The sequence below is a fragment of the Nocardia sp. NPDC003979 genome (assembly GCF_053605015.1).
Map to the genome: position 1 here is coordinate 255,924 of NZ_JBSGIJ010000005.1, position 18,509 is coordinate 274,432.

At 64.5% G+C, this 18,509-nt stretch carries 10 protein-coding genes; 4 read left to right on the forward strand and 6 right to left on the reverse strand.

Annotated elements, in window-relative coordinates; genetic code table 11:
• The first annotated feature begins 100 nt into the window (after positions 1–100).
• Together ACWEVR_RS13625 and ACWEVR_RS13630 are read left to right on the forward strand one after the other, a co-directional pair.
• Entirely contained in the window at positions 101–2,131 is a 2,031-nt protein-coding gene (locus ACWEVR_RS13625; protein WP_452467184.1) for an RNaseH domain-containing protein, read from the forward strand.
• Positions 2,132–2,201: 70 nt separating this feature from the next.
• Positions 2,202–2,333 carry a hypothetical protein gene (locus ACWEVR_RS13630; RefSeq protein WP_278262841.1) on the forward strand — a complete coding sequence of 44 codons (132 nt, stop codon included), beginning with the start codon at positions 2,202–2,204 and terminating at the stop codon, positions 2,331–2,333.
• 64 nt (positions 2,334–2,397) lie between these two features.
• Here the strand turns inward: ACWEVR_RS13630 and ACWEVR_RS13635 are convergent, their stop codons facing one another.
• From ACWEVR_RS13635 to drmD, 6 genes are all read right to left on the reverse strand, one after another.
• Entirely contained in the window at positions 2,398–3,051 is a 654-nt protein-coding gene (locus ACWEVR_RS13635) for a hypothetical protein (RefSeq protein ID WP_452467185.1), read from the reverse strand.
• A 278-nt stretch (positions 3,052–3,329) separates the two neighbouring features.
• Positions 3,330–4,058, reverse strand: coding sequence for a DISARM system phospholipase D-like protein DrmC (gene drmC / locus ACWEVR_RS13640; RefSeq protein ID WP_452467186.1), 729 nt, complete (start codon positions 4,056–4,058; stop codon positions 3,330–3,332).
• Positions 4,033–6,042: a DrmB family protein gene (gene drmB, locus ACWEVR_RS13645; RefSeq protein ID WP_452467187.1), complete on the reverse strand. Its 2,010-nt coding sequence runs from the start codon at positions 6,040–6,042 to the stop codon at positions 4,033–4,035. The genes drmC and drmB overlap by 26 nt, the downstream gene beginning before the upstream one ends.
• Entirely contained in the window at positions 6,039–9,656 is a 3,618-nt protein-coding gene (gene drmA, locus ACWEVR_RS13650) for a DISARM system helicase DrmA (protein ID WP_452467188.1), read from the reverse strand. Before drmA ends, drmB begins: the two co-directional genes overlap by 4 nt.
• Positions 9,653–13,633, reverse strand: a complete 3,981-nt coding sequence (locus ACWEVR_RS13655) for an Eco57I restriction-modification methylase domain-containing protein (RefSeq protein WP_452467189.1) — start codon at positions 13,631–13,633, stop codon at positions 9,653–9,655. The genes drmA and ACWEVR_RS13655 overlap by 4 nt, the downstream gene beginning before the upstream one ends.
• Positions 13,630–16,788 carry a DISARM system SNF2-like helicase DrmD gene (gene drmD, locus ACWEVR_RS13660; RefSeq protein ID WP_452467190.1) on the reverse strand — a complete coding sequence of 1,053 codons (3,159 nt, stop codon included), beginning with the start codon at positions 16,786–16,788 and terminating at the stop codon, positions 13,630–13,632. Before drmD ends, ACWEVR_RS13655 begins: the two co-directional genes overlap by 4 nt.
• 179 nt (positions 16,789–16,967) lie before the next feature.
• Here drmD and ACWEVR_RS13665 point away from each other — a divergent pair, with 179 nt between their 5' ends.
• Positions 16,968–17,969 carry an ImmA/IrrE family metallo-endopeptidase gene (locus tag ACWEVR_RS13665; RefSeq protein ID WP_452467191.1) on the forward strand — a complete coding sequence of 334 codons (1,002 nt, stop codon included), beginning with the start codon at positions 16,968–16,970 and terminating at the stop codon, positions 17,967–17,969.
• Positions 17,966–18,505 (forward strand): hypothetical protein, encoded by a 540-nt coding sequence (locus ACWEVR_RS13670; protein ID WP_278262833.1) that lies wholly within the window; start codon positions 17,966–17,968, stop codon positions 18,503–18,505. Before ACWEVR_RS13665 ends, ACWEVR_RS13670 begins: the two co-directional genes overlap by 4 nt.
• The last annotated feature ends 4 nt before the right edge of the window (positions 18,506–18,509 follow it).

Consider the following 18,509-nt stretch of genomic DNA (forward strand, 5'->3'; position numbering starts at 1 on the left):
GTGCACCCGGTGCTCATCGCCACCTCACGAGTCACCCGGATATCGGACTCGCTGATCTTCTGCCGCACCGCTCTGGCCGACCGCGGTCCCGGGTCGCCCCGTGCTGGAGGTATCGCTCAACGGTCGCGGCGGCGCCCGCACTGTCAACCATCTCGCGTTGCAGGCACTGAGCCGCCTCGAGATGAACCGCTCCATTCTCGACTCCATGGCAACGCGATCGAAGCAGGAACAAGCCTTGCGCGCCAAGGCGAAGGAAGAGGACAAGCGTGTCCGGTTTCCGCGCGAGCGCCCCGATCGGATTTGGCCGATCCTACCGAAGAATCGGCAGTTCCCCATCGGCGTCGGCGTCGGCATGCACCACATGAGGATGCTCCGACAACACTTCATCGAGATCTTCGGTGATGCAGCACAGCAGCCAGAGATGGTCGAAGTCGGCAGTCCCATGCCGCATCGGCCCAACGACGCGGAACGAATCTCCACCGACGAGTACAGGCGCCGCAAAGAAGAGAAGGACAGGGGCGAATACGAGGGTCCCCTTCGTCCGAAGGGGCCTCTCCTGCCGACCCCTGAAGACATACTCGCAGCTGTCGAAGAAGCAGGTTTCGACACGCTACGAATCGCGTGCCTGTGGTATCGGGACGAGGCACGGATGCGGATGCTGAACCGGCTGGTCAAGGCATTCGGTGTCGACACCGCGGCGCTGGATCCCTCCGATGCCTCGGTGCTCGACCTACATCGAGGCCGTATCACTGCAACCTTCCACCGTGCGCCAGACTTGCTGGAGCCTGGACCGGTCAACGGCCGAACAGCCGCTCTGGAATCCAGCGGAGTCCTAGTCGCCGCTGACGGCGGTACCCTGGTCGGCGCCTGGTGCGAAACTGAGTACCCGTCGGCAGGACAGGACTCCGAAGGTAGCAAAGACGCCGCTGTACTCGACGATCTCGACGCGAAACAACAGACCCGCCGACTGTTCGGAGAACGCGATATCGCCAACCAGTACCTGCTCGGCGTCGATCCCGACGGCAACATCATCACCCCGAAGGCCGATGACCACCCCGCGATGCTGGCGCTTCTCGACCTCTACCGCAGTCTCGGCATTGTCGACCAGAGATTTGCCAACGCGCTTCCCGAGAGCACAATCGACTACCCGGTTGACCAGATCGCGCATGTCGGTTTCCATATCCGGCAGCAAAATCGGCGCCCCGGTGAGTACGGCCAACCGAAAGTCGTCATCACGGCTGCGGCCTTCGTCCCACCCACCGTGGCGGGTGGTGTGTGGACGATGCTCGGTTGGTCCTCGACCCGACCCGAATGGCAGCCCTATCGACTTGCCCAGACCGCCTTCCACGCCACCGCATACCCCCAACCCAACCGAGAGAAAACGACATACCGGCAACGATGGGACGGCGCCGCAATGCAGATCGAATGCGCCCTCAGCGATCTCGCAGAGGAACTTGCCGGGACCTCGTACGTTGTCACCGTCGATGAACAGGCCAGTCGTCGTATGTGGGATGGACTCCACAACGTACACCAAGGCACGAACCCGGAGTACGGAGATACCCGCTACCGCCATCCCGGAGCATCCTTGCCGGATGACGAACGACCCGACGCCGTCATCCGGATAAACCTCGATCGAGAACGGGTCATTCCGGCGGTCGGAACCACCCAAGTGTTCAAAGAGCAAGGTAAGGAACCGAAGACATCCCGCACCACCAGAAAGCTGTACCGGGTCACCACCGATTTCGGCACACCGGTGTGGGTCCTGTCCAACGTTCCGCTAGCGTTCGACGGCCAGAGCGGAGGTCGGTTCGGTGAGCACTACACGCGATGGGACTCCGCGCGGTCGGTGTACTCCGACAATCCGAAGGAACGCCGGAAGAGCGAGATGCCACAGAACTGGTACTCCATGACAACCACCGAGATCTACCCGATGTTCGCGGCGCCCCATGTCGATCTGCAGGCGCTGGCCATCACCACGGCCAACCTGTGCCACCAAACCATGGCTTGGACCGACCGGGCTCGATACCCCGCGCCGCTGCACGCTGCCAAGAAGATGGACGAGGACCATCCCCAATACCGCCGCTCCGCGACCCCCGCCGAACCAGAAGGTGAGGAGGCCGAAGACGATTGAACCGCCTGGTGATGTGTCGACCTGCACCCCGTAGGCGGGCCGCGCCCGCACCGGATTAGGTTTCGAGGCGATGCCGACGGGGTTCGTCAACCAGCAGCTCGCCCGGAACCTGGCCCGTACGACTGTGGAGGGCCAGGAGAACACGGTGCAGGCATTCACCGCCTACGTCAACGCGTTCCCGTGGCAGTGGACACGGCGATGATCGACGAATGGCCCGGTGGGGTGCGCCCGGACTGCGCAGTCTGGGCGCACCTCAGCAGATCGCGCTAGATTCCGCGAACCTGGCGCAGCCGACTCCAGGCGACCCGCTCCATGACGTATCCCAGAGAACCTGGTTTGGACTCCCACGCTCCACCGCCCAGGAGTGATCGTCGCCCGGTCACGAGGTGTGAGCACTCGTAGATGAACGACTCCCAACCGAGCGGCGAGGTTGGGAGATTCGCGTCTTCCTCAGTGCCGAGTGACCATTCAGGCTCGCGGGCCACCGCAATCCACAGATCGAAAGCGCCCTCGGCAGCGAGGCGGATCGCCGGGGACTCGATCACCACCCGGAACCAACTGTCGATCTCGTCCAGGCGTTCGGCATCTGCGATGCGCTGGCGCTGTGCGGCCTGCCACAGCAACTGGTCGCCAAGTCGCTTGCGCAGACCGGCGGCCCCGCTTCCGCTGCCGTGATAGTGAACGAGGTCCGTCGCGGGATCGACCCACGCGTACACCCCTCCGGCTGCGGGGATTTCGACTGGTTCGGTGACCTTGCGCCAATGAAGCTGGGTGAGTTCGCGGACCGCGACGAACTTGATCGCCGGTATGCGCGCTGTTCCCGCGAACTCTTCGAACTTCGAGAACACGTCGTTCCTTCTACCTCTCCTCGACGAGCGACTGAGGCCGTTCCTCAGCCCTGCGGGAGCAGGCGTGAACAAGCTAGCAGTGCACTACGACATTGATCGTTCTCGCGGGCGGATCTGCGAGGACGATCTCGAATTGCCCGCGCCCGTCGTCGCCCTCGGCTATCACCACAAGACCCCTACCGCGGCGGCCGATAGCCTCCGGCCACAGGCCCGGAACCCTCCGGCTGGGCACCACGTCGCGACAGTTGGTTACGAGATTCCGCCGGTCTTCCCATATGCCGAGTGGAACTATGAGGTGTGTCGAGCAAGTCCGAAGCGCCTCCGACCGACTACGTGAGTTCGTTCGCATTTCAGACGCGTTCGTACACAGTTTGCTCAGCCGATCGGAGTTGCTGCTCAATAGCTTCGGTCAGCGTGGGGTTCTCCACGATCAAGCCGAACTCGATGTTGTGATGTTCGGCACTGTGGGAGAAGTTGGCGCTGGTGACCAGCAGTATGCGGTGGTCGATGGCGATGAATTTGGCGTGGTTGGTGACGTAGCGGCCGTCGTAGTCCTTGGTGCGGAAAACGATTGCTGGGGCGAGGTGGCGGGCGACTTCCTTCGTCGTCGGAGATCTCGATTTCGGCGCTCGGTCGGCGGCCCGCGCGTCCATGTACACCTTCACGTGCACCGACGGGCGACCAGCGGCGCGGCGTAGTGCATCCCACAGCCCCGATGATCGTTGGAAGTTGAAGGTCGAGCAGATCACGGAGTTGTGGGCGCCGTCGACATACTCGACGATCGATGGGGTGAGTCGGCCGGTGTCGGCCAGCGGACCGGGCATGGTCCAGAGCTGGCCGAGCTTGGTTACCGTCGATCGGGCTCCCTGTATGCCGCGCAAGACCGCGACTGATTGTGACGGGTCCAGCTGCCGGAGCAATGTGGTGGCTTCGGGGCGGCGGTCGACCGTGAGTGCGGTGAGGGCGGTGCGGATGGTCGCGCCGGCGGCGAGTCGGTCGGCGATGTCCTTGGCTTCGGTGCCGGTGAGGTAGCGGCCCAGCAGACGGGCGATCTCAGCGGGGGAGTTGGAAGAATCCAAGGGTGCTCCCCGGTAGGTCGATGAGGAACCGGCGGTCGAGGAACCGGTTGGCGCGTTCACACGAGGTTTCCGATGCCATGACGCAGCAATGGCAGGCGGCGCCGTGGAGGAAGTCCTCTGGCGGACGGGGTGTCCGGTTGGAGCAGATCGGATCTGACGGGCAGCGCATCGCGCGGCGTAGCGCGTTGGTGACGACCCGCTCGAGCAACGCTGGTCGGCTTTGCTCGACGAGGCCGCCGAGGGTGCCGTCGCTGTCGGAGGCGGTGGTACAGATGAGAAGTCCTGCGGCGGCCGGGCGTTCGGGGCTGGCTTGCCAGGCGTAGAGGCGTTCACTCAGGCTGGCGGCGTTGTAGCCGCACGTCATTGCCAACTCGCGGATGAGGATGTGGGCGAGGCCGTGGACGAGCCAGTAGCGCGGCGGCTTGAGCCGGCTTTCGTGGTGGACGTCGGCGGCGGTGTCGGAATGACGGCGTTCGAAGTTGAGTTTGTGGGCCGCCGTATGTGCTTTCCAGACCTTGCTGCCGTACGTCCGCTTCTCCCATGCGGTGACAGCGTCCTCGTCGAGTTGCAGGAAGATGCCTTCACCGAGGTCCTCGGTGGCGACAGTCCATTTCGGTCTGGCCGCGCGAGCGATCGGGACGAAGCGTCGGTCGACGTCGTCGACCCGGTCCAATTCGTCGATGCGGGTGAAGCCGAGCAGGGCGTTGACCTTGCGCAGTGATTCCACGGCCAGCACTCGGGTGATCTGTGGTGGCAACGTCTTCCCACGATCACGTCGGGCGAGGGTGAGGCCGCTGACTTCGTCGCGTTGGCCATTGGCGTACGCGTCGTTGAGCAGATACTTCCATTCTGGGACGAGAAGTTGGATGGGGTCCCACTCGCGCGTTTGGTCGTCGGCGTCCTCAGGCGCCTTGTCGGCCAGTTCGACGACAGCGGCGAACTCGTCATCCGACAGGGCGAACGCCGCTGGCACCGACTGCTCGATGAGCGCTTTCAACACGTCGACATTGCCGTGGAACTTGGCCAGATTGGAGCCCAACGCGATCCGCAGGAGGGTCGCCAGGTCTCGGTAGTGCTCCTCCGGCGAGGTCACCGGCATCACGACCACCGACTGGGTTACCGGGAACCAGAGGTTGGATGCGCCGATCAGCATCAGCCGGGTCTCGGCGCCGCACTTCTCGAACGCGTCCAGGTGCGGGTGCCTGCCACGGCACTTCGGCAGCTTCTCACGCCCGGCTGCCCCCTGCGCTTCGCTCATGCTGCGGGTCTTGCCGCACGCGGTGCAGTCGATGCTGGCCGCCGCGCCCTTGCCCGCGGTGCGGGTCGGCATCTTCAACCGAGGCACTTCCGCCTCCGTGCATGGCCTTCCTCGGTGCACCCATTCGTTGTAGGGGAATTCGTCGAGGTGGCCGTCGGCACAGGCCAGCAGGTAGCGGGCGGCGACAGCATCGCGGCCCTTGGCCTTGCGGGTGCCCTTGCGCCCGGTGCAGCCGGTGTGTTCGAACGCGGCCTGGTCGGACCGAAATGGGTGCGTGTTGTGGTATTTGAACAAGGTCAACGGACCGAGAAGGTCGCAGCCGGTGCAGCGCAGCCACTGCGGGAAGACCCGAGCGGGCACACCGAGATCGTTGCCTTCGGTGGACATGGCGAGCTTTTGCGCTTGCCAAGGATGCGGCCGCAATTCAACGTCACGTGACTTCATCAACTTGGCCACGGCTTCGCGCAGGCGAGGAGCGTGAATGGTGCGGGAACCGTCGCGACGGTCGTAGATCCGGTCCCAATCATCGAGTCCGGTCGGCATGATTGTGAAGTTCGGCAGGTCCATCACCGCGCCGGGACCGTAGGTGTAGAGCAGCGAGGACGGTCGTGCGGAACCGACCTTGGCGCGATTGTGTTTGGTGCCTTTGGCTTTGAGCTTGTCCGCGTCATCCAGCGGCGCGACGGCCTGACTCGGGTCGTAGAGGTAGTCGGCGTCGATGCTCACTTGGCGTCCTTCTCGTTGGCCTCGGGCATTACCCATTTCGGTGCGGTCAACGGAGCTTGGTAGTACAGGTTCCCTTCGATCGGGCTGACGAGCAGGTTGATCTCGGGCTGCACCTCACGCATGGAATTCGCGACGACGAAGGGCTGCACGTCGCGGTTGTCGGCGAGGGCCTTGCCGTGCTCAGGGCTGATGATCAGCGGCGCCGAGGTGGATTTCCCGACGCGTTCGTAGACCAAGGTCTGCATCTGCTCCACGACTTGCGCTCGGCGTTTGAGCCACAGGTCGCGGCGCATGGTGAGCCGTTCTTGGGCGGACTGGGTAGCGTCTTCGCTGCGCGCTGCCCGGCCCATGCGCGCCACTAGGGCCTCGATCAGGTTGTCGACGAACTTCTGTTCTGCCTCGATCCGGCCGGCGCCGGTCTCCTCCGACAGGCCACCTGCCTTCCCTGCCTGCAGGACGCGAGCAGCGCTGACAAGAACGCCGTCGATGCCCCGCAGTATCGAGGTCATCGAGTACGGCGTGACAGACAAGGCTTCGACCTTGGCGTAGAAGGTCTCGTGGTAGTGACGGAACTGCTCGTAATGCGCGAGATCACGTGGTCGAGCCCAATTCCCCAGCGTGACGACCAAACCCGGTCGATTGTTGTCTCGCCCCACGCGCGAGGACGCCTGGATGTACTCGGCGGTGTTCTTCGGTTGACCGACGACCATCATCAACCCGAGCCGAGTCACGTCGACTCCGACCTGCAGCATCGACGTGGCGAGTACCGCGTCGAATGGCTGGCGTGGCCGTCGTTTGGTGTGCACGGCACCCGAGCTATCGATGTCCGGATCGAACGGAATCGCCATCTCATCGAGGGTTTGGGTGATGTTCGCGCCAGCGACTCGGGCGGTGAGCTCGGTGATATTGAGCTGGCCGATGGTCCCGTAGCGCTTGGGCAGGCCGCGTGACCACGGGCGCCCCTTGGCGAGCAGATCTTGCACGTCGTCGTCGAGATAGCGCTTCATACCGGCCAATTCGCGGGTCGCGCTGAAATACCCGACCAGCGTCATGTACGGGTCGGCCGCGGCTCCCGACCGATCGAGCAGCAGTTGCCCCGCGGCCATCAGGATCTCCGCGACGCGGATCTCCGCGGTTGTCAATCGGACACCAGTGGTGGAAATGCCGATGTAGCGACGACCAGGGTTCTCGTCATCGATCGGGATCTCCTTGGAGAAGTAGGTGCGCCCCGCGTCGAGCACCTGGGGCGGGAAGATCGTCACGTCACGGCCATAGATCGCCTTTACCTGGTCGGCGGCATTGCGGGCGGTCGCGGTCGAGGCGACAACCAGCGGCTGCACCGGGCGGCCGTCGGCGGTGCGCCACGACGAGACCACGTCGATCCCGGCCTCGAACAACCCGACCGTTGTGCCCAATGCGCCCGTGATCAAGTGCAACTCGTCCTGGATGATCAGGTCCGGCGGACGTAACCGGGTCGCCGGTCGGATGGTCGCCCCCGAGCCGGGATGCTTGCTGCTGTCCTTGATCACGCAACCCGCGTAGTCGGTGTGCACATAGCCGTGCAGGTCGCACCGTTGCCTGACGTATCCGAACAGCGAGGCAGCCTCACCCTCGCGGGCGAGCCGCGCGAACTTGTCGACGGTCGCGATCACGAACGCCGGCGCGAGGCGGTAGATCTCCTCATCCACGGTCAACACGGGCAAACCGTCCTCGGCGGCACCGCCCTTGGAGAACGGGCAGTCGCTGAGCTCGTCGCCGCAGTACACGAACACCCGCTGCTGTGTGGGGTCGGGATGGATGTCGCGAGCGGTGATCCGATCGCCACACCACGGGCAGCGTTGGATCTGCAGCACGGTCAAACGGTGACCGCGCCCCTCGTTCACCTTCTTCAACTGGGTTTCGGCCTCTTCGAACCGCTTCGGGCTGACGTCGGTACCTACCCACAGGCCAATCCGGAACGGCTCAGACCCCCACGTGGCCGCATCGGCGCGCCGGGCCATCTCCGCCGCGCACACCATTGCTGTCGCACGCTGAAACTGTTGTGCGGTCAGCAGTCTGAGCGTGTACCGCATCAGCACGGCAACGCCGCCGCCACCCTCGAGCGGGCCTTCGAGGGTTTCGAGCCTGCCTTGACGTCGCCTGATCGCGAAGGTGTAGGCCGCCAAACCGAGGTAGGCCTCGGTCTTGCCGCCGCCGGTCGGGAAGAACAGCAGCTGCGCTTTCGCCAGCTCGCTCGAGCGCCGGTCCGCGCCGGGGTCGGTCAACATCGGCAGCTGCATCAGAATGAAGGCCAACTGAAAGGTGCGCCACGAATGTGCCAGCGGTCCTTTGTCTTTGACCTTCTCACGGGCTTGTGCGATCGATTCCTCTGGGTGCTGTGCGCGGCGTTCGGCCACCTGGGATTGGATGCGCTGGGAAGCCATGACCGTGTTCATGAAGCGGAAGCACCGCAGCGCTTCGGCGTCATCGAGCAGGTGCTGTAGCCCAGTCCGCAATTGGGCGTGCACATTACGTGCCTCAGCGACGGCTTCGAGCGCGTCCGCTCGCAGGTGTTCGGGCATCTGCTCCGCCGCGGTCTGCTCGCCGTCGAGCCACGCCGCGTAGCCTGTCACGATCGGCTCCAACCCTGCCCGCAGCTCATCGATTCCGGCGGTCGCGAGCTGCTCCATGTCCAGCAGCGCGGCCGCGATCTCCTCGGCCCTGGTCTGCGGGGTTTGGCAGGTCGGCAGCCACGTCGTCCACACCGATCGCGCGCGCCGCGAACCCTGGGCGACATCCCAATCCACCGAACACGTTCGGCCGACCGCGAACTCGAGCCGGTCACGGTATTGCAGGTTCAGCAACCGCAGCTCGTCGTCGAACTCGTCGTCGTCCTCGAGCAGCAGATCGCGGATAGGAAGGAACACCTCGTCGCCGCCTGCGGTGACGGCGAGCTTGGTCTGGAACAGCCATGCGTTGATGGGGATCTTGCCTGGCGTCTCCGCGTCGTTGCACAGGGCGATCTCGATCAATCGGCGACCACGCTCGGGGTCGTCGTAGCGGTCGACCCGCAGCACCACGGTGTCGCGCAGGTGGAATGCGGTGGTCTCCTTCGGGACCAAATTCGTGACGTTGATGACCGTATCGATCGTGATCGGCGTCCGCTGGAATCGAGGAGCCGTTCGCTTACCGTCGTCATCGACCTCGGTAGGCAGCGCCTCGTAGGTGCCCCACGACGCCGTCACGGTGAACGATGCGAGATCCATGGGGATTTGCAGCCGCAATCCCATCGAAGCGGGGATGATCAGGCCACGACGTTGCGGGCCGTCCTCGACCGTGTCCTCCTCGGCGGTAGCCGCCGCATCGTCCACCGCCGTGAGCGGGACGCCACGACTCTCGAGCGCGTCGAGTTCGTCACCGACGTCGGTCGCGGGGTCCTCGTCCCAGCCTCGGTCTGTGAGGCGGGCCGGCGCGATCCGGCCGATCAGGTACGCGGAGTCGGGCGGACCAGCGAGGATCTCGTTCGGACCGCCCGCTGGGCCGAGAAGTTCGCGTTCAAGGATGTCGGCGAGGTTCTCCCGAGCGGTGACTGATCGGCCGTCGGGGTCGCGGGCGAGGAGGTAGGGGGCGGTCATTCGTCGTCCTTCTCGTCAGCGGGTGGGGCTTCGCCCTGAATGGCGGCGCGGCGGTGGTTTTCCTCAAGGAGGCGGTCCAAGATCTCAACCCGTGCAGTGGGGGAAACCGTCCAGCGCAGCATGTTCCGGTAGGTGTGGAAGCCATGGTCGAGGGGGACGTCGTCCCAGCCGTAGGCCGCCAGCACCGCATGGTCCAGTTCGACGTGGATCTCGCGCAGACGGGTGATGTCCGGGTCGGAGGTTATGTCGGGGTCGTTGGCGAGGTTGTAGAGCTTGGTGAGACCGAGGTCGCGGCGGAGCATCATCTCACGGCGCTCAGAGTCGAGGGTTCGACCGACAGCATGGAGGAGATCGGTGGGAGCCGGACGGGGAAAGGTATCGAAGACGTCGGAGGGCATATAGCGAACGGTTCGCATTGTGGGGCCGTAGGTTAGTACCCAGACCTGGTGAATGTCCGATGCCAACAACGCTTGCAGCGCGAATGAGTCTGTTGCGAAGACAATTACGCTGTTGCTGACCACTTGGTGGGTGGTAATGCGGCTAGGCATGAGGGTCTTGCTGGTCTGCGCGATTACGATCACTTCGTCTAACCCTGCAATGGCTTTCCTCATAGCCGGGCGCTTTTCGCCGAATTGCCACCAGTAGTCGCGGTAGACCTTGCGGTTGTTGGTCATCCGCTCTGGTTTCACTCGGTTTGAAACTCGCTCGAACGGCAGGTTGAATCTCGCCGCTTCGGCCTCGGGTCGGGTATTGAAGTCGATTACCCATCGAGATGCGGAAGCATCTGGCCGCGAGTTGAGGTCTTCACCGTTGAGGAAGGGAAAGAGTACCGTGCTGCTTTCCGGCTCTGCGGCAATCCAGTCCGCCGCCTCGTCGGGTTCCAACACGAAACCCATGCCGAGGACATCGCACCCCTTAAACGCCATCCTGCTGTTTTCAGCCAGTCGCACCGGGTTTCCGTCTACGCGGCCGGCGGGTTCCAGCATGGTCGAGATCCGTCGGGCGGTGATGCCGTCGGCGATTCGAGGAATGTCGTCACCAATGGTTTCCCTGGTGCCCCACACTGCGGCGAACTTCAAATCAGCGCTGGCTGAGGGCCACACGCGGCTTTGAATTGCCCGGGTGATTGTCACATCGTCGGCGACGATGGTGTCGAGACCGACTCCTCGGGTATCACCTTGGGCAATGGTATTTGTTGCGATCAGGCCGAGGTTGCCGCGTGGCGTGAGCAGAGACGCAGCGCGTATAAGGAAGTAGGCGACGATGTCCGCGTTGCCGCGTTGCCCCCCGGCGAGGACGTTCACGAACCAGTCCCGGACTTCGGTGCCCATGGTCCCGGTGAGCTTGTAGCTACCGAGGAACGGAGGATTCCCCACGATCGCGTCAAACCCGCCGTGGTCGAAGACATCCGGGACGGCCAGAATCCAGTGCAACGGCTTCCACCGCACATAGTCGGTCTTCACCGAAGGCGTCAGCCCTGCTGCCTGAATCTCGTCAAGCGCAGTCCGATCCGCATCGTCACCGTCGGCTGGGTACGCCTGACCAACTGCCAGTCGAAGGCTCTCGTAGGCCTCCGTGAGGGCCTTCCCCGGCTTACCTCCGAAACGCAGCCCCGCCGCCACCACACCATCAGCGATATCGGCAAGCTCGCGGGTCAACTCCTGAGTTCGCAGCAGCTGCCGCCGTTTGGCCGTCGCGGAACGCTGTGGGTCAGTGACGCTGACTTCGTGCGCGAGATCTCGTCGTATTGCGGCCACTTCGCGAAGTCGATCGTCGACGTCGATATCGGAGAACATCAACTGCGTGGCATCGGGGTAGATGTGCTGGTGTTTCAACTGCTCGACGCTGGTCAGCCCCAAGAGCGCGTTGCCATGGAAGATCTTGTCGTCGACGAATGAGAACGGCAGTTTCGGGTCCAACGACACCAGCCACAGCGACAGCTTGCACATCTCCACGGCCATGGCGTTGATGTCGGCGCCGTACAGGCACGAGGCCACCACATGCCGGATGGCTTTGGTCCGCAGGTCATGTCCGGTTGCGGAGCCCTCCCGTTCCCATGTCTCGAGCAGTCGTTTGGCGAGGTAGCGTGCGGCGGCGACGAGGAACGCGCCGGAGCCGCAGGCGATGTCGGCGACTTTCAACCGCAGGATCTGATCTGACGACAGGGGTTTCCATTTGTCCTGGTCGGCGGTTTGATGCGGCCCAGGGGAATAGACCAGCGGCTCGAGCGCGTAGCGCACGACCTCTTCGGCGAGATCCCTTGGTGTGTAGTGGGCGCCAGCCGAGGCGCGGGACGCGGTTTCCACGACGAGAACGCCGCCGGGGTGGACGACGAAAGGACGGTCACGCAAGTCACGTCGAATGACACCGACGAAAGGACGTAACCGATCCCGCAACTCGGCGTCGGTGGTGACCGCACGCAACGCGCGGTCGGCGTCAGCGACCGCGGCGCCTGCTTGGATCGCCTTGGCGAGAGCGGCGGCGGTGGGACTGACCGCAGCTTGTTGGTGAGCTTTTGTCCAGGCGATCAGGGCGGTAGCCATTTTCGCCGGGGCCGGGCTGCCTATGGCGAGGGACTCGAGGACGCTCAGCGGGATCTCGGGCTCATGCCCCGCCTTGCCGATCAGCCCGACGGTCACCTCGTTGACGTCGGCGCAGGAATAGCCGAGCAATCCTTCGTAGATGTACCCGATCTGTTCAACATCGATGTCGCGGAATGAGATTCGGCTCGCAACACCCTTGACGGTGGCGACCTGGACCGAAGCCAGCACAGCCAACATGACCCGGTCGCTCACCGCGATGAGCAAACCCCGCTCGTCGCGCGCGGTGAGGAACTCGAACCGGTTCGGGTCGAAGAGCGAGCCGCCGTAGGACGGAATCCGCATGTCCTCGAAGGTGGCACCTTGATACAACGCCGTTGATGTGGCGAGCAGTCGATGCCAGGTCAGATGGGTGGCGTCGAGGGCTTCGGTCCCCTCGTCGCGAGCGCGGGCGTCGAGCAGGTCGAGTTCCTCGCTGAGACCGTAACCGCGAGTGAATAATTCGCTCTCTGGCAGCAGTTGCCGTTGCTCGGCGAACAAGAGGAAGACCACGCGCATCATCATCGTGACGGCGGCCTCGTATACCGCGCTACGATCGGCGGGGAGCGGGTCGGGTTCGCCGCGTTCGACGACGGTCAGCGCCGATTCGGAGAGGGCTTGGACGAGTAGTTCGACGGCCTGGCGGACCTGGGTGCCGAGGGCCTCAGTGATTTCCTCGGCGGATTTCACCGATTCGGCGAACAGATTCGGCAACCGGTCCTGGGCAACCCCGGCGACGAGCTGGCGACGGGCGAGCAGCGCGAAGAACGCGTTGCGGGTCGCTGGTTCCTCGATCCAGGTGTGCGCGTCGACGATTCCAGAGGCGACAGATGCCTGCGGGCGGGCGCACACGACGCCCCACCAACGGCCGTCGGTGACCACGCCGATCTCCACACCTGCCTCGCGCAACAGGTGAGTCATGCGGTCGATCGCACTGTCGGACCAGCCGTCGAGGCCGGGATCGCGCAGCGAATCGACCGGGTCGACAACGAGAACCAACGCGCCAACGAGGTCGCCGTGGACCAGCGCACCGGCAGCAGTGACGATGACGCGGTGGTCGGGAGAGCGGACGGTGTAGGTGCGTCCGGTGTCGTAACTCCCCGACCAGCCGACGACCTCGCGCAGGACCGTGTCGACCCAGGTGTCGCGTTCGGCGCGGTAGAGGTCCAGCGCCGACTCGTCGCGGTGGGTGTCCCAGTTCTCCCAAGCTTTCTCGAACGCGGGTTTCGCTTCGGCGAGTACGGCTTTACGGTCGGCGGTCAACGGGGGCATGCCTTGCGGCCACACTCGTTTGACGGCGGGCACGGAGAGGAACGGGCCCTCGGCGTCGACGAGTTCGAGCCAGCCTCGGTGAAGGTCGGTACTGGTCGGCGGCTTGCGCCTGGACTTGGTGGTCATCGCAGGGCTCCCGGCTCGGCGTCGGCGGGCGTGAGCGCGAACACCACAGCGGCGGCCGACACGTGTGGCTCGATGTCGCGGTAACGGTCCCGGATGGCCTCGACTTCGCGGCGTTCCTCGTCGGCGAGACTTGCTCGGCGGTCTTCCATCGTGCGCAGGTCTTGGCGTCGCTGGCGTTGCTGGTCGCGGACGATCTCAGGCATGTCCAGGGTCATCAGATCTTCCTCGGCTTGGATTTCGCCGATGAGGCGCTGCGCGGACTCGGTCAGGGTGGAGCGGAAGTTCGCGAAGATCTGCCGAGCGCGGGCGATGTCATCGTTCTCGCGGGTGCGTAGCGCTTCCGCGACGCGCTTCTGGCGGGCATGAGCGCGAGTGTTGATCGCGTCCAAGAGTTGCCCACGCATCCGCGAGCCCTCGGTATTCCACAACTCGGCCAGCGCCACCCGCACGTCTTCGCTTGCCAGCGTGAGGTTCTCGGCATCGAGTGCTTCGTCGAGAACGTCTTCGACCTTGGTTTCGGCCATCGCGCGCCCGCGCAGCCGGACACCGGTGAGGAATACCTCCTCATGCAGGCGTAGCCCGCCCCGGCCGACCAGGACCAGACGTGAGACCGCGGCGACACACGACTGTGGCAGATCCTCGACGACGACAGCGGTGACCCGGTTGACCGGGGAATCGACGCCGAAGAGCGCGCCACGCAGAATGCGTGCCGACCGCTGCAAGAGCGCGTGCCCCAGGTGGATGTGCACGAGGTCTTTGCGGCCTTTGGCGGCGTCATCGTCGAAGGTGATCGGTCGGAGGACGTCGGGTTCGAGCGCCGTGGTCAGTCCCCGCAGCGCGGGCTGCCACGCCGGGCCCAAGGCCGGGACCTCGAAGACCTGGGCGTCGGTCCGGTCATCGCCGACCTCGATCAAAAGTGGCTGTTTCGTGTGCTCGAGTGCGGTGTCTACGACGCGGCGGGCATTGGCAGGAGTGAGGTGCATTCTGGATTTGATCTGCGGGTACCGCTGAGCCAGTTCGGTGAGTCTGGCACCAAGTCGGCGTTCGCCCGCGAGGGCGCGAGAGATCGCTTCGTCACCGCTGTCCGCCGCGGCTTTGGCACGACGTCTTGTGCTCGGGCTGTACCGGTCCTGCACCTCGGCGGCCACTACCTGGTTCATTTTGCCGAGGTCTTGGCGGGCATTGCCGACCTTCTCGGCGATACGACGCATGAAATCGAGGTCGGCGGCGTAGGTGGCGGAATCGGCGTCAGGGGCGAAGTGGAAGATTTCAGGCTGCTCGCGTTGGCCGTATCGGTCGATGCGGCCGATACGCTGTTCGAGCCTGGACGGGTTGAACGGCACGTCGTAGTTCACCAGGCGGTGGCACTGATCTTGCAGGTCGATGCCTTCACCGGCGGAGTCGGTGGCCAGCAGTACCCGCACCGGGAACTTCGATGGATCGTCGGTGAACTGTTGCCGCACCGTCTCGCGGTCCTCGGCGGGGGTCGAGCCTTGAATGACCGCGACCCGGCCGCGATAGCCCTTCTGGTCGAGGACGCCCGCGATCCAGCTCAGCGTCGCGGCGTACTCGGTGAAGACAACAACGCGCTCATTGGTCCAGTTCTTGCCGTCCGGGCGGCAGATGGCGTCAAGGAAATCGATCAGCGCGGTCAATTTCGAGTCGGGACGGTGTTCGTAGCCGCTGCCCCACGCGACCAGGCCGGCGATCTCGGCCGGGGTGGCCGCGATGAGCGGGTCCGAGCCCTTGCTCTTGCGCAGGGTGTCGAACTCTGGCTGGTCCTGCTCGCCTTCTTCCTCGTCGGACTGGCCGAGGGACAGGACCTCTTGGAAGTATTCGGCGTCGTCTTCGGGGATCTCCGGCAACCGACCGGTGGCGGCGGACTTGTCGTAGAGCTCCAAGGTCTTGGCGAAGGACCATGGGCTGGAAAGGAACCGCTTCTTCAACAGCATCGCGACGATGTCAGCGGACTGACCCGCTCGACCGTTCTTGCGGGCGCTGTCGGACAAGATGCGTTCGAGCAGGCTGAACTTCTCCTGTTCGATCTCCGCTGGCGTGAACGGGATGTTCCGTAGCACACGGGTTTTGAAATCCAAGCTGGTGATGTCGGTCTTGAGTCGGCGGACGATGATGTCGCGCAAGGCACGCTCGTCGAGGGTGGCGCCACGGGTGAACCGGCGCCCATCGATCATCTCGAGCAGCGCGGTGAACGATTCGGAGTAGCCGTTATGGGGCGTCGCGGACAGGAATAGACGGTGCTCGCAGCGTTGCGCCAATGCTCGGGTCGCGATGGTGCGTTTGCTGTCGATCGCGTAGCCACGTCGACCGCCGACCGGGGTGGGGCTCGCTGGGGCGACATGGTGGGCTTCGTCGACGATGAGCGCGTCGAAGGCGTAGCGTCGCGCGCTGCCCGAATCGCGGACATCGGCATAGATTTCGCGCAGTAACCGCTGTGCCCGCAGCGACGGCAACCACGCCATGCTGACGATGACGCGGGGAAACAGACGAAACGGGTTCGCGTTGAGGCCATGGCTGCGACGTACCTGGGCGATGAGTTCGCTGTTGACGATGACGAAGTCCAGGCCGAACTTGTCCCGCATCTCGTCTCGCCACTTCACGGACAGGCTCGGTGGGCACACCACCATCACCGAGCGTGCGCGATGGCGCAGCAGCAGTTCCTGGATAACCAGGCCCGCCTCGATGGTTTTGCCAAGGCCGACGTCGTCGGCCAACAGCAGGTTCGTTCGTGAGGATTGCAGCGCGCGGCTCAATGGCTCGAGCTGGTAGGCCTCGATGTTCGCGCCACTTCGGAACGGGGCTTGGTAGGAGTTCGCGTCGGCGGAGGTCACCGCACCCCAGCGCACCGCGTCGACGAACGCGGCGAGCGTGTTCGGGTCATCGAATCCGGTCGCGGTGATCGTCTCGGGCAACTGTTGTGGCGGTGCCACGGAGTGGCCGACCTCGAGTTCCCACACGACAGCCAGTTCTTCGCCGAGGCGGTCTTCTTCGAGAGATTGCAGTTGCACGACATGCGTCAGCCGCGCGGCACCTTCGTCGGCTGGGCTGCGGGGTAAGCCTTGCGGTCTGACCTCGGTGACCGCCCAGGTCGACCCGCGAACGGTGACGACCTGTCCTGGCTCAGGCACCTTCGGCATCTGTCCCACACCCTTCGTTCCAGTTCGACCGCTCCACCGTATCGACTGTTTGCGATTTTCGCAATTGGTGCTAGGTTGGGGCTGTGTCTGAGATTCCCGACCGCGTGCGCGAGCTTATTCGCACGTCCGGCCTGAATCAGCGTGATTTCGCTGGCCGAATAGGATTGGACGATTCCAAGTTGTCCAAGTCGCTCAGCGGCGCACGTCGTTTCTCCTCGCTCGACCTCGCGCGCATCGCCGACGCCAACGGTGTGACGGTGGACTGGCTCATGGCCGGTGTGGAGCCGGCCCTGGCGGTCGCCGCGCGAACCACCGGCGGGAGCGCCGGGGAAGCCGTTCGTATCGCCAAGCAGTACAGCCGATCACGCGACGACCTCGCCCTGTTGGGATATCCACAACCCTGGCGACCAGTGGAGGTTGTCGAGTCCGGCGGGTACGTCGAACACGGCAAGCGGCTCGCGGCCGCTGCGCTGACCCGACTCGCCGAATGCTCGCGGTCGGTGACCGAGCCGGATCTGGCGACGTTGATCGAAGACGTGTTCGGTGCCGACGTCGCCGTGGCCGCACTGGGCTCGGGCTTCGACGGCATGGCCGCCGCCTCCGCTGATGTCCGGATCATCTTGCTGGCGACCTCCCACGTCCCAGCACGGCAGCGGTTCACCCTCGCACACGAACTGTGCCACCTGTTCGCAGGCGACGACCAGGGTCTGCACCTGGACAACGATGTCTTCGACAAGGCGCAGCGCAGGCAACCAAGTGAGCAGTGCGCCAATGCATTCGCGGCCGAGTTCCTGATGCCTGAGGATCTGTTACGCACCCGCGTCGATGGCGGAATCACCACAGAATCGTTCGCCGAGCTGGCCTGCGACCTCATGGTCACGCCCTCAACGCTCGCGCTTCGTTTGCAGTCGCTTCGGTTCATCGACGCCGGCGTCGCCGAACCCTGGAAATCGATGACCGCCGCCAACGCCGCCGCGCTCGCGGGTCAAGACGACGTCCTCGCGATGCGGGTTGCCGCCGCGGCCCAGATCAGGCCGCCACGGCTGTTGATCCGTGACGCCTTCGCCGCCTACCAGAGCGGCAATTCCACTCTACGGCCATACGCTAACCTCCTGGAGTTGGACGTCGATGAGCTGCGCCAGTCGCTGGAGGCGCAAGGGGGGAGCTTCGAAACCTCGTGAGCGAGTTCGTCTTTCCTGACAACACGGTGCTCTGCAACTTCGCGGCTGTCGACCGCGTCGGTCTGCTTCGTGCCATCCTCAACGGCGACGGGCGATGGGCTGAGGCCGTTGCCGAGGAGGCGCGGCGATCGGCGGCGTACTTGCCCAAGCTGGCGGCGGCACTGAGCGGGGGCTGGCTAGGCGAACCCATCGAGATCGATGACGAGGCCGAGGTACGTCGGGTCGAACAGATTCGCCGTGCGGTGTTCGGCGGTGGCGAGGACAAGCCGCTGCAACACCTCGGCGAGTCGCAGACGTGTTTTCTCATCGCCGAATCCGGGCGGTTCGTCGGAGCGTGGTGGATCTCCGATGATCGCGAAGCGGTGCGGTACGCGCAGATGCGCGGGATCACCACGCGCGAGACCATTCATCTGATGAACGCCGCTGTCGTGGAAGGGTTGATCAGCGACCGGGACGCTTTCGAGGCCATGCGGCGAATGGTTGAGCTCGGCCGCTACGTCCGACTCCCGAAGAACGCCGCTGAACTGCGGCGTTGATGGT